This is a genomic window from Fictibacillus phosphorivorans (assembly GCF_001629705.1).
Classification (GTDB): Bacteria; Bacillota; Bacilli; order Bacillales; family Fictibacillaceae; genus Fictibacillus; species Fictibacillus phosphorivorans_A.
Genome location: NZ_CP015378.1, coordinates 3,972,732 through 3,985,543 on the forward strand (window position 1 = coordinate 3,972,732; position 12,812 = coordinate 3,985,543).

A 12,812-nucleotide genomic window follows, 5' to 3' on the forward strand; every position below is an offset into this window, starting at 1 on the left:
CTAAATGAAAAAAGCTTTATTACTCATCATGTCTTTATCTGTTTTCTTATTGGGTGCCTGTTCATTAGAGTCCCCTTCATGGGCAAAACCGGGTAAAAAAGGTGACGGAGAAAAAATTAAAATTGGTTTATCCGTTTCAACGCTTAACAATCCCTTCTTCGTATCGATGAAAAACGGCGTGATCGATGAAGCGAAAAAACAAGGTGCTGAAGTGATTGTCGTCGATGCACAGAATGACTCTGCGAAACAAGTAAACGATGTAGAAGATCTTCTGCAGCAAGGCATTGACGCTCTGTTGATCAACCCAACTGATTCAGCAGCGATTTCAACCGCTGTTCAATCTGCGAACAACCTTGAAGTTCCGGTTGTCACATTGGACCGCTCAACAGATAAGGGAGATGTAGCGACGCTTGTTGCCTCTGATAATGTAAAAGGTGGCCAGATGGCTGGTGACTTTATCGCAGAAAAGCTCGGTGAGGGTGCGAAAGTGGCTGAGTTAGAAGGTGTTCCTGGAGCATCGGCAACACGCGAGCGTGGGAAAGGATTCCACAATGTTGCTGATGAAAAATTAGACGTTGTAGCGAAACAAACGGCTGATTTCGACCGAACAAAAGGCTTGAACGTCATGGAAAACGTCCTTCAAGGAAATCCAGACATCAAAGCTGTATTCGCGCATAACGATGAGATGGCGCTAGGCGCACTTCAAGCGATCAACAGCTCTGGTCGAGATGTGTTAGTCGTTGGATTCGATGGTAACGAAGACGCGATCAATGCTGTAAAAGAAGGAAAGCTCGCTGCAACCGTCGCACAGCAGCCTGACTTGATCGGTGAACTTGCAGTGAAAGCAGCATCCGACGTACTAGCAGGAAAGAAAGTAGAAGAGAAGATTGCTGCACCACTCAAGTTAATGGTGAAAGAAGAGTAGTTGAACAAATTAGAATGAAGAGCAGAATGTTATGAAGTTAGAAAAGGCCGACTGGGTCTAAGCGTTACACGCTTGCACCCAGTCGGCCTTTGAATTGTGTGTAAATTGTTTGGGGTCTGACCCGGGGTCAGACCCCATTTCCCACTTTATTTCCCGAGGATGGCAAACACCATGCGGTCCTTGCCGCTGATGTCTTCCTTCACATACACATCCGCACCAGGGAACGTGACACGAAGCATGCCCGCTACCGTCTCGCCCTGACCCGCTCCTACTTCAAAGCCTACGATCGCTTTTTCTTTCAAAACGAGCGGCAATTCTTCCATAAAACGCCGATAGAACACATAGCCGTCTTCCCCACCGCTTAATGCCCTCATCGGTTCTCTATCTTTTACGATCGTCTCAAGGACCGCGATCTTATGATCAGGGATGTACGGCGGATTGGATACGACTACATCAAGTTTCTTCCCTCTACTAATAAAAGGCTGTAAAAGGTCACCGTGCAGGAATGTAACCTCTGCTCCAAGTTGATCGGCGTTTCCTTTCGCTACCTCAATCGATTCCTCTGCAATATCAACCGTGTATACGTTCAGTCGATTGTTTTCCAATGCCAACGAGATCGAAATGGCTCCGCTACCTGTTCCAATATCTGCAACCTCAACAGTCTCATCGTCACTAAAATGTTCTGAGATAAGCGTTAGTGTGTGCTCGACCAACTCTTCTGTTTCCGGTCTTGGGATTAAGACTTCTTCGTTTACCGAAAACGTTCGACCGTAAAATTCTTCTTGTCCGGTAATATACTGAACAGGCTCTCCTTCAACGTGGCGAGCAACTGCCGCTTTGAGTTGCAACTCGTTCTCTTCACTCATCACATCATGTAGGCGCATGAGCATCTCTGTTCGATTCACATCCCCTAAAACATGTCTCATCAAAATTTCTGCCGCAAAGCTTTCGCGTCCGTTTTCAGCTAAAAAAGAAGAAGCCCACGCGAGGGCTTCATGAACTTTTGTACTCATTTTACGCGTCCGCCTGAGCTTTCATTTTGCTTGTTTGGTCTTCTGTAATCAATGCTTCAACGAACTCATCCATCTTACCAAGAAGGATCTGATCAAGCTTTTGAATCGTTAGACCTATACGGTGATCGGTAACACGGTTTTGTGGGAAATTGTACGTACGAATACGCTCTGAACGGTCACCTGAACCAACCGCACTCTTACGTGTTTCATCGTACTCTTTTTGTATTTCTCGCTGAATCTTATCATAAACACGCGCACGAAGAACCTTCATCGCTTTTTCTTTGTTCTTGATCTGTGACTTCTCATCCTGACACGATACAACCGTACCTGTAGGAACATGCGTTAAACGAACCGCTGATTGAGTCGTGTTTACCGACTGACCCCCAGGACCAGAAGATGTAAACGTATCAACACGAACGTCTTTTTCATGAATCTCAACTTCAACCTCTTCAGCCTCTGGAAGTACAGCAACCGTCGCTGTGGACGTATGAATACGTCCGCCTGATTCTGTTGAAGGAACACGCTGAACACGGTGTGCGCCGTTTTCATATTTTAGCTTCGAATAAGCACCAGCACCATTGATCATAAAGATGATCTCTTTGTATCCGCCAAGCTCTGTGTAAGAAGCTTCGATTACTTCAGACTTCCATCCTTGCATCTCTGCATAACGCGTGTACATACGGTAAAGGTCGCCAGCGAAAAGTGCCGCCTCGTCTCCACCTGCTGCACCACGAACCTCAACGATAACGTTCTTGTCGTCGTTCGGATCTTTTGGAAGCAATAGAATCTTTAACTGAGCCGTAAATTCTTCGATCTGTTGGTTAAGCCCTGAGATCTCTTCTTTTACCATCGCAGTCATCTCAGCATCAAGCTTATCTTCAAGCATTAATTTTGCTTCATCTAATTGCTCTTTCGCTTCTTTATACTCACGGTAAACCGCTACCGTATCTTGAAGGGAAGATTGCTCTTTTGAATAGTCGCGCAGCTTGTTCGTATCATTTATAACCTCAGGATCACTGAGTAATTCATTTAACTTGTCATATCTTGCTTCAATCGTCTCTAAACGTTCTAACATGGTTTTTCACCTCTGTTTTATATGCATAACATTATAATTATAGACTATTACAGGTGTTACAGTCAAAAGCAAAAAGGAACGAAATCAATAAAAAAGGCCGCCCTTTTCTTAAAAGGAGAGCCTTTATGAAACTCAAAGACGATATTTACATTTTGCGTTTTTGCAGCGAGTCTCTCATCGATTCTGCTAATTCTTTCACGTCGATCAATCTTTGAACTTTTTCAGCATCTTTTACAAACCCATACTTGATCTGATTGGTTTCTGTTACAGAGATACGCGCAGGATGTTTTTCAATCTGCACCATCTCATCACCGGCTGAGACCAACCCTTCTTTTATAACACGCAGGTAATAACCCGTCCGCCCCGTATCCACTACCTTTTTGATCATGTCTGGCCGACAGAGAATAGAAGCTAGTGTCTGACAAGGCTGACGAGGCTGTGTGATCTGTACGATCGCCTCACCGACTGAAAATACGTCACCGATGCAAACGTCATCTTCCGAGAGACCTTTAACAGTAAGGTTTTCACCAAACGCCGGGATAGATAAAGGCACTTCTAAATTCAGTTCAGTCGTCCACTTTTCATAATGCTCAAACGGGTACACACAGACTGCTTTATCTGTTCCACCATGGTGCTTCGTATTCCCCACTCCGTCGCCTTCAAAGTGTGTTATATGTAAAAAAACAGGTTGCTGCTGCGGCGTCTTGTTGTAGGCTGTAAAAAACGTTTTATCTAGCGTCTCAACTTTCTCTGGGAGCTTAATGTTTAACGAAGCTATAATCCCCTTCATTCCCCTCACCTCACGAAAAGCATAGCACAGGACAAAAGGAAATTAATAGGAAAAGATATTGCGGCGCAACTGCTCATAATCAATACGCTCTTGGTTCATTCGAATCGCTTTCGTGAGCTCCTCGATGACCACTTTTTCATTCGTGATTACGTTAAACACATAAGGAATGGTCGCAAAATGTCCAAGAAAATGCGTACAGCCAACATAACGCAGGTTGTCCGTCTGATTTTCATTTTTATATTTAATAATAAAATTGCCCATGCCTTCGTAGACAGGATCCAATGGCTTTTGTTCAAGTTTTTTTATTAGTGTATGAATCGGCTGAACCGGTGCGTTCCAGTCCGTTCCGTTCGATTTGATCTCTAGCACAGTCCACCACCTCTTTCTACTATCATAGTTCGTTTTAACTCTGTACTTCTTGTTGGTCAAAGTGAAGAGAGTTGTGGCATCATACAGGTAACGTTACTTTTTTCGGAACAATGGGAATACTATATGGTTAGAGAGACGTAAGGAGCTGATCAGATGAAATATTGCATTATTGGTGGAGATGCGGCTGGTATGAGTGCCGCGATGCAGATTGTTCGAAATGAAAAAGATGCCGACATCACGGTTCTTGAAAAAGGCGGTATCTATTCTTATGGACAATGCGGACTTCCTTATGTTGTAGGCGGGCTCATCCCTTCTACTGATGAACTTATCGCTCGCAGTATTGAGACGTTCCGTGAAAAATATGGCATGGATGCCCGTACGTTTCACGAGGTAAAGAATATAGATACCCGTTCTAAAACAGTGTCTGGTGTACATACGAAGACAGGGCAATCGTTCGAGGTGCCATATGATAAGCTCTTAGTGGCTACCGGTGTTAGTCCGATCATACCGAAACAGTGGACAGGATTGCATCTCAAGGGCATCTACCCACTAAAGACGATTCCTGATGCCGAGGAACTTATGGCCGGGTTAAAAAATGTTCAAAACGTAACCATTATCGGAGGAGGATACATTGGCCTTGAGATGGCCGAGAACGTGCTAAGACTCGGAAAAAAGGTACGTATCATCCAGCGCAGCAACCAGCTTGGAAATATCTTTGATCATGATTTCGCTCCATTCATTCATGAAGAAGCAGAGAAGCATGGTATCGAACTTTGTTTGGAAGAAGAAGTGCTCGGTTTTAAAGGTGACGATCACGTTCAATTTGTGAAAACAGCTAAAAAAGATTATCCAACAGACCTTGTAATCGTGTCGGTCGGTGTGTCACCAAATACAGGCTTTTTAAAAGAAACGGACGTGGCACTCAACGATCAGGGAGTTATCGTTGTAAATGAAACGATGGAAACGAGTGTGGATGGTGTGTATGCGGCAGGTGATTGCGCGACCCACTATCACAGAGTTAAAAAGCTGAATGATCATATTCCACTTGGAACGACAGCAAACAAACAAGGCCGAATCGCCGGATTAAACATGGTTGGTGTGAATAAGCCTTTTAGAGGAATTGTAGGTACGTCCATCATCCAATTCATGGATCTAACACTAGGAAAAACAGGCTTATCGAACAAAGAAGCAGAACAGTTGAACATTCCTTTTTCAGAGATCAAGATTACATCAAGAAGTCATGCCGGTTATTATCCTGATCCAAAGAAGTTAGAAATAAAATTAACGTACCATAAAGAAACAGAGAAGCTACTTGGTGCACAAATCATCGGTGAAGAAGGCGTAGATAAAAGGATCGACGTGCTCGCAACGGCCCTTTATCATGAGATGGATGTAGAGGAATTGGCAGATTTGGATCTGGCATACGCTCCTCCGTATAACGGGTCATGGGACCCCATCCAGCAAGCCGCTCGAAGACTTGGGAAATAATATGGGAAATGGGGTCTGACCCCATTTCCCGTTTTATTTCCCACAATATTAATGATCGATCTTAAGTGAGAAGTTATATCGCGGAACAGCTCTTTCTACGGCGTTCATGATTTTACGATGCGTAGCTGCTCTCTCTTTTTTAGACATATCATGCGGCACGTTCACGTGAATGTGCGCATAATTTCCGTTTATTGTGACCATCTGCGGGTTGATGCCAGATGAATCGATTACCGCTTGACGAATCATATCTTGATCATCCGACAGGTCGAATCGCGTGGTGTTCATCGTTCGATAATCATTTGGATTCATGTTCGTGTCATAACTGTAGTTGGTTCTTGGTTCGTTTTTGGTTAGGTGGTAATTGATAATCCCATGACCAAACAGGTTATCCCGAATATCCCGTTTATCTTCATGAGCGGCAGGCTCAATTTTAGCCCCTTCTTCTTTATAAGACTGCATAGGTGAACATGCTGTTGTTACCAATAGTGCTAAAAGCGGCGCATACATTGCCTTTTTCACTATAAACACCTCCCATATCGTTAGGATTTCCTATTTTGGAGGTGATTATGTTAAGTTGATAGCCATTTCTAGGAGGATGATTGTCCAAAGGTAGCGATGAATCCACAAATTTGGAGCTTAAATCCAAAAGTTTTAGCGTTCAATCCATAAATTCCTGCGTTCAATCCACAAGTTTTGGCCATTTATCCACGAGTCGACACACCGCGACATTTTTCGACTTCACCTGCATGCTAACACCGCCACACAGACGTCAAAAAAAGCCCGAGAGCACGAAGCTCCCGGACAATATAGTATCTAACCTTTATTTCAACCGACCTTCTAAGCCCTCTGCGCTTGAAAGGAGGTTTCTTTTCTTTCCTGGTACTTCATGACAATGGCGACAGCGCGGTTCATATGACTCGGATGCTCCCACTAGAATCACTGGATCATCGTAAGAAGCAGGTCTGCCATCGATCAAACGCTGTGTACGGCTAGCTGGTGAGCCACAAACCATGCAGATCGCTTGCAGCTTTGTCACATGTTCAGCAAGAGCCATCATTTTTGGAACGGGTCCGAACGGCTCGCCTTTAAAGTCTTGATCGAGCCCTGCTACTATTACGCGCAGTCCTTGATCTGCTAACTCTTGAGCAACTGGGATGATATCTTCATCAAAGAATTGCACTTCGTCGATCGCTACGACTTCGGTTTCAGGCAATACATTTTTTAAGATCTCCACAGAACGTCCGACTGGTTCAGCCATAACAGCTGTTCCGTTATGAGACACAACCGATTCTTCGCTATAGCGGTTATCGATCAGCGGCTTAAACACCTGTACTTTTTGCTTTGCATACGTCGCTCTTCTTACGCGGCGAATAAGTTCTTCTGATTTTCCAGAGAACATGCTGCCGCAGATCAATTCGATCCAGCCATTTTGATTCATCACATACATGGCCTGCTCCCCCTTTCGCAACAATCTTTTCCTTAGTATGTACGAAATGTATGATGTTCTACCATACATAAACGTTCGGTACGGGAGTGCTCGACTCCTTTTAAGGCGTATAAAAAACCCGGTCCATCAAAACAGTTACCGAGTTCTTGTTTTCTATAAAATACAAAAGAAAAAAGGGCAAGAAAGACTCCTGCCCTTTTACTTGCAACAAATTACTTAAGGTTGTATTTCTTCTTAAAGCGGTCAACACGTCCACCAACATCAGAGAACTTCTGACGTCCTGTGTAGAACGGGTGAGTGTCAGAACTAACATCCACTTTAATTACTGGATATTCGTTACCATCTTCCCACTTCATTGTCTCGCTTGAAGACAAAGTAGATCCTGAAAGGAAGCTAAATCCGCTTTGAGCGTCAACAAAGATAACCTTTTTATAATTCGGATGAATTCCTTGTTTCATTCTAATTCCACTCCTTCTGCCCTGTTTCCTATGCGGAGACAGAGTTATAAACACATAAAAATAGTATAACAGGGACAAAACCCATTTGCAACCATACTTTTTCGTTAGTTTGTAACGGGTTTAGCTCGCTTTGGCGCTCCCTTTTTTTCACTTTCAAAAAGCTCGAAAAACTCTTCGTTATTCTCCGTTTTACGCATGCGTTTCATGAACTTGTCTACGAAATCAAACGAGTCATCCATCGTTTTACGAATCGACCAAAGTGCCTCAAGATGATCTTTCGCGATAAGCATCTCTTCTTTTCTCGTTCCAGAACGACGGATGTCGATCGCAGGGAAAATACGGCGCTCAGCCAGCTTGCGGTCTAAGTGAAGCTCCATGTTTCCTGTTCCCTTGAACTCCTCGTAGATCACATCATCCATACGAGATCCTGTATCCACTAGTGCTGTTGCTAAAATCGTCAAGCTTCCACCTTCTTCAATGTTACGAGCCGCACCGAAGAAACGCTTCGGACGGTGGAACGCAGCAGGATCGATACCACCAGATAGTGTACGTCCGCTAGGCGGAATAACAAGGTTGTAAGCACGAGCGAGACGAGTGATGCTATCAAGCAGGATCACAACATCCTTTTTGTGCTCAACGAGTCTCATTGCGCGCTCTAATACAAGCTCTGCTACTTTAATATGGTTTTCTGGTACTTCATCAAACGTTGAACTAACAACGTCTCCTTTTACAGAACGCTCGATATCTGTTACTTCCTCAGGACGCTCATCGATAAGCAAGACGATCAGTTCTGCTTGTGGGTTGTTCGTTGTCACACTGTGTGCGATTTCCTTAAGCAAGCTTGTCTTACCGGCTTTCGGAGGAGCGACGATCAGACCACGCTGACCAAAACCAACTGGCGCCATCATATCGATGATACGCGTTGAAATGTTGTTGCTCGTTGTTTCCATAACCATTTTCTTTTCCGGATAAAGAGCCGTCAGTGCAGGGAAATGCACGCGTTCCTTTGCCGTTTCAGGGTCCTCACCATTGACCGCATTCACTTGTAAAAGTCCATAATAACGTTCGTTTTCCTTCGGAGGACGAACTTTTCCTGATACTTTGTCTCCGTTTCTTAGATCAAATCGACGGATCTGTGAAGCTGAGATGTAGATATCTTGAGAACTTGGTGAATAGTTGATCGGACGTAAGAAGCCGAATCCTTCGTTTGGAATGATCTCTAATACACCTTCCATAAAGGAATAGCCATCAAGCTCTGCTTGTGCTTTCAGAATAGAAAACATCAATTCACGCTTTGTTAATTTCCCGTAATACTGAATATTATATTGTTTGGCAAGCTCATAAAGCTCTTTTAATTTCTTTGTCTCTAATGTTGCTAAATCTATCCCCATAGTGACACCACGCTTTTCTATTAATAACTATCTTTTGTTTATGATTTAAATGGGATTTTTTATGTTGGTTTGGTTTTGGTTTTTTTAATGGAAGGAGTTCCTTTGAAAGTTAAGGGTATTAGTGGGTATGAAGAAAATATTAACCTAATGAATCATACTTCTTATTTTAACCACATATTGAGTCTTTAATCAAGCAACAGAAACTCAGAAGTAAATGACTTCTAACGAGAATTTACAATACATGCTGAGCTTTTGCAACTGAAAATAAGATTAATTCATGTAATTGTAACGGAAAGACCGGACTACTTGTCCGGCCTTCCACTTATTTATGGTTTGATTACAAGATCTGGTTTCTTCTTCAAGCTGTGTCTTCCATCGATAAATCGTACGGTTCCTGACTTCGCACGCATAACAACAGATTGTGTTGTACCTGTTGATCCATCAAAACGTACTCCTTTTAAAAGCTCGCCGTCTGTAACGCCTGTTGCAGCAAAGATCGCGTCGTCCCCTTTTACAAGGTCGTCCATATACAATACACGGTTCACGTCGTCGATACCCATGCGTTTGCAACGTTCTAATTCCTCGTCGTTTTGAGGAAGAAGCTTTCCTTGAAGTTCTCCACCCAGACATTTTAACGCAACGGCTGCGATTACGCCTTCAGGAGCTCCACCAGAACCGAATAAGATATCTACACCCGTATCATCGAACGCCGTATTGATCGCTGCTGCTACATCGCCATCAGAAATCAACTTGATACGTGCACCCGCTTCACGAATATCTTGAATAATCTGTTCGTGACGAGGTCGATCTAGGATTACCGCTACCAAGTCTTCGATATTTTTATTTTTCGCTTCTGCTACTGCTCGTAGGTTATCAATAACAGGTGCGTTGATGTCGATCTTCCCTACACTCTCACGACCAACTGCGATTTTGTCCATGTACATGTCTGGTGCGTGAAGCAGGTTTCCGTGGTCTGCGATCGCTAGAACAGCCAATGCGTTCCACGTTCCGGATGCAACGATGTTCGTTCCTTCTAGTGGATCGACTGCAACATCTACGCGAGGACCGTAGCCTGTCCCTAGTTTTTCTCCGATATAAAGCATAGGAGCTTCATCCATCTCGCCTTCACCGATCACAACTGTTCCTTTCATCGGAACCGTATCAAAAACGTTACGCATCGCAGTTGTTGCTGCATCATCCGCTTCGTCTTTCTTACCTCTTCCCATCCAACGTGCTGATGCAAGAGCTGCCGCTTCTGTTACACGAACAAGCTCCATCGATAAACTTCTCTCCATGTTTGTTCCCTCCCCATACTTTAACCGCTTACATAATTATCCTGAAGAAAAATCACCAGGTGATGGTGATTTCTCGTTTTAACTTATGAATTCTTAAGCTCTTCCATCTCTTCCGCACCTAAGCTCTCACGCCACACTTTAGCACCAAGTCCTTTTAACTTATCAACTAAAGATTCATAACCGCGATCGATGTGCTCAAGTCCAGAGATCTCTGTAACTCCTTCAGCCATCAGACCCGCTACAACAAGCGCTGCTCCAGCACGAAGGTCAGAAGCTTTCACTTTTGCGCCTTCAAGCTTCGCTGGCCCATTTATTATAGCAGAACGTCCTTCTACTTTCACATTCGCTCCCATACGACGAAGTTCGTCGATATGTTTGAAACGTGCACTGTAGATGGTATCTGTTACAATGCTCGTTCCCTCTGAACTTGTTAAAAGTGAAGTGAACGGCTGCTGAAGATCCGTCGGAAACCCTGGATAGACGAGCGTTTTGATGTCAACGCTCTTCAGTGGATCTTTTCCACGATACACGAGCACTTGATCATCTTTTGTTTCGATATATACACCCATCTCTCTCAGTTTCGCGATGAGAGATTCTAAGTGTAGAGGAATCACATTATCTAGCAATACTTGCTGACCCATAGATGCAGCTAGAATCATGTACGTTCCTGCTTCAATACGGTCAGGAATGATCGAGTGACGGCAGCCATGCATCTCATCGACACCATCGATACGAATAACATCCGTTCCTGCTCCTTTAATCTTGGCACCCATGCTTGTTAAAAGAGTAGCCACATCAATGATCTCAGGTTCTTTTGCCGCGTTTTCAATGATCGTCTGGCCTTTGGCTCTTACTGCTGCGAGCATGATATTGATGGTCGCCCCAACACTAACAACGTCCAAGTAGATTTTTGCACCAACAAGCTCGTCCGCGCGAAGATAGATCGCGCCTTGCTCGTTTGTTACTTTAGCTCCAAGTGCTTCAAAGCCTTTGATGTGCTGGTCGATCGGACGTGGTCCTAGATTACAGCCTCCTGGCAATCCAATGACCGCTTTTTTGAATCGACCAAGCATTGCCCCCATCAAATAGTAAGAAGCACGCAGCTTTTTCACTTTTCCGCTCGGCAGTGGCATCGCAATCATTTTTTCAGGGTTAACCGTTAGAGTCTGATTCTCATCCAGGTAAGCTTCCCCTCCGATTTCCTCTAACAGATCACGTAGTATACGAACGTCTGATATGTTAGGCAAACCTTCAATGGTAACGGTAGATTCTGCTAATATCGTTGCGGGGATCAACGCCACCGCACTATTTTTTGCTCCGCTTATATGGACCGTTCCTTCTAGAGGATAGCCCCCTTCAATCATCAGTTTTTCCATGGTAAACTCCTTTCAGTAAGAGTCACAAAAGTTGTGATTGTGTTACTCATTTAGATAGTACTATTATTTACCAATATTTTCTTTTCATGTATAAAAGTTTGTGCGTTTAAGGTACCTCGTTTGAGAGTAGTCGATTTCCGCTCTAGGTTGCACGCTTTCCATGGGGCGAACGGTGAGCCTCCTGCCGCTTTGCGCCTTTAGGAGTCTCCACCAGTCCACTCGTCCCATAGGAGTCGGCAACCTTCCGCTCCAATCAACTTGCAATGAAGATGAAAAATTTAAATCTTAGAGGACGTACTTTTCTAAAAGAAAGTTACTATTAAATCTTGTCATCTATGATTGTTGAGTGGAGTGTAAGATGCGAGACTCCTGTGGGACAGGCGGGCAAGTGAGACACTTAAGAGTGAAACGTCCGAATGTGGCTCACGGCCTGCCCCACGGAAAGCGAGCATCTGAAATGGAAATCAACCACTTCCAAAAGTGTTATTTGCAATTACTTCCTGTTAGCAGCGTCCCAGTCAGCTAGGAACTTTTCGATTCCTTGGTCTGTTAGTGGATGCTTCACTAGTCCTTTGATTACGTTTGGCGGAATTGTTGCGATGTGCGCGCCTCGTAATGCCGCTTCTGTTACGTGAACAGGGTGGCGGATCGATGCTGCGATGATCTCTGTTGGGATCTCATGAATCGCAAAAATTTGTGCCACTTGTGAGATAAGCTCCAAACCATCTTGTCCGATATCATCTAAACGCCCTAAGAATGGGGACACATATGTTGCACCCGCACGAGCTGCAAGCAATGCTTGGTTTGCATTAAAAATAAGCGTTACGTTTGTTTTAATATTTTCATCAGAGAACGTTTTTACTGCTTTTAATCCGTCCAATGTCATTGGAACTTTCACCGTGATGTTTGGTGCGATCTTCGCTAGTTCACGACCTTCTGAAACCATTTCTTCATAAGAAGTTCCGATCACCTCAGCACTAACAGAACCCGGTACGAGGCTCGTGATTTCCTTCAGTCTTTCGTGGAAATCAACACCTTTTTCTTTAGCGACTAAAGAAGGGTTCGTTGTTACTCCAGATAAAATGCCCAGGTCATAGGCTTCTTTAATATCATCAATGTTTGCAGTATCAATAAAGAATTTCAAAAATATCACTCCTGTTTTTTTAGTAGGTCTATCTTTTATAT

13 protein-coding genes are annotated in these 12,812 nt (G+C 43.9%); 2 read left to right on the top strand and 11 right to left on the bottom strand.

The window, feature by feature from the left end:
* The first annotated feature begins 4 nt into the window (after nt 1-4).
* Complete coding sequence (gene rbsB, locus ABE65_RS20175) at nt 5-925, top strand: ribose ABC transporter substrate-binding protein RbsB (RefSeq protein WP_066399003.1); 921 nt, start codon at nt 5-7, stop codon at nt 923-925.
* A gap of 146 nt (nt 926-1,071) precedes the next feature.
* Here rbsB and prmC read toward each other — a convergent pair whose 3' ends face one another.
* The 4 genes from prmC to ABE65_RS20195 all read right to left on the bottom strand — a co-directional run bounded on the left by prmC (nt 1,072) and on the right by ABE65_RS20195 (nt 4,172).
* On the bottom strand, nt 1,072-1,938 hold the full coding sequence (gene prmC / locus ABE65_RS20180) for a peptide chain release factor N(5)-glutamine methyltransferase (protein WP_066399004.1): 867 nt from the start codon (nt 1,936-1,938) through the stop codon (nt 1,072-1,074).
* A 1-nt stretch (nt 1,939) separates the two neighbouring features.
* The gene (gene prfA / locus ABE65_RS20185) at nt 1,940-3,013 is read right to left on the bottom strand and encodes a peptide chain release factor 1 (protein ID WP_066399006.1); all 1,074 of its coding nucleotides are present in this window, start codon (nt 3,011-3,013) and stop codon (nt 1,940-1,942) included.
* A gap of 145 nt (nt 3,014-3,158) precedes the next feature.
* Complete coding sequence (locus ABE65_RS20190) at nt 3,159-3,803, bottom strand: MOSC domain-containing protein (protein ID WP_066399008.1); 645 nt, start codon at nt 3,801-3,803, stop codon at nt 3,159-3,161.
* Nucleotides 3,804-3,845: 42 nt separating this feature from the next.
* On the bottom strand, nt 3,846-4,172 hold the full coding sequence (locus ABE65_RS20195) for a hypothetical protein (RefSeq protein WP_066399011.1): 327 nt from the start codon (nt 4,170-4,172) through the stop codon (nt 3,846-3,848).
* 153 nt (nt 4,173-4,325) lie between these two features.
* On the opposite strand from ABE65_RS20195, the gene ABE65_RS20200 reads away from it, so the two are divergent.
* A complete protein-coding gene (locus ABE65_RS20200; RefSeq protein WP_066399013.1) occupies nt 4,326-5,660 on the top strand; it encodes an FAD-dependent oxidoreductase in 1,335 nt (444 codons plus the stop codon).
* Between the two features lie 48 nt (nt 5,661-5,708).
* Here ABE65_RS20200 and ABE65_RS20205 read toward each other — a convergent pair whose 3' ends face one another.
* From ABE65_RS20205 to fsa, 7 genes are all read right to left on the bottom strand, one after another.
* Entirely contained in the window at nt 5,709-6,179 is a 471-nt protein-coding gene (locus ABE65_RS20205) for a hypothetical protein (protein WP_066399016.1), read from the bottom strand.
* A gap of 301 nt (nt 6,180-6,480) precedes the next feature.
* Nucleotides 6,481-7,107 (bottom strand): thymidine kinase, encoded by a 627-nt coding sequence (locus ABE65_RS20210; RefSeq protein ID WP_066399020.1) that lies wholly within the window; start codon nt 7,105-7,107, stop codon nt 6,481-6,483.
* A gap of 212 nt (nt 7,108-7,319) precedes the next feature.
* Entirely contained in the window at nt 7,320-7,565 is a 246-nt protein-coding gene (locus ABE65_RS20215) for a type B 50S ribosomal protein L31 (RefSeq protein WP_066399025.1), read from the bottom strand.
* Nucleotides 7,566-7,669: 104 nt separating this feature from the next.
* Nucleotides 7,670-8,956: a transcription termination factor Rho gene (gene rho / locus ABE65_RS20220; protein WP_066399028.1), complete on the bottom strand. Its 1,287-nt coding sequence runs from the start codon at nt 8,954-8,956 to the stop codon at nt 7,670-7,672.
* Nucleotides 8,957-9,282: 326 nt separating this feature from the next.
* Nucleotides 9,283-10,251, bottom strand: a complete 969-nt coding sequence (gene glpX, locus ABE65_RS20225) for a class II fructose-bisphosphatase (protein ID WP_066244703.1) — start codon at nt 10,249-10,251, stop codon at nt 9,283-9,285.
* Nucleotides 10,252-10,334: 83 nt separating this feature from the next.
* The gene (locus tag ABE65_RS20230) at nt 10,335-11,627 is read right to left on the bottom strand and encodes a UDP-N-acetylglucosamine 1-carboxyvinyltransferase (RefSeq protein WP_066399031.1); all 1,293 of its coding nucleotides are present in this window, start codon (nt 11,625-11,627) and stop codon (nt 10,335-10,337) included.
* Nucleotides 11,628-12,120: 493 nt separating this feature from the next.
* Nucleotides 12,121-12,771, bottom strand: a complete 651-nt coding sequence (gene fsa, locus ABE65_RS20235) for a fructose-6-phosphate aldolase (protein ID WP_066399032.1) — start codon at nt 12,769-12,771, stop codon at nt 12,121-12,123.
* Nucleotides 12,772-12,812 lie beyond the last annotated feature (41 nt).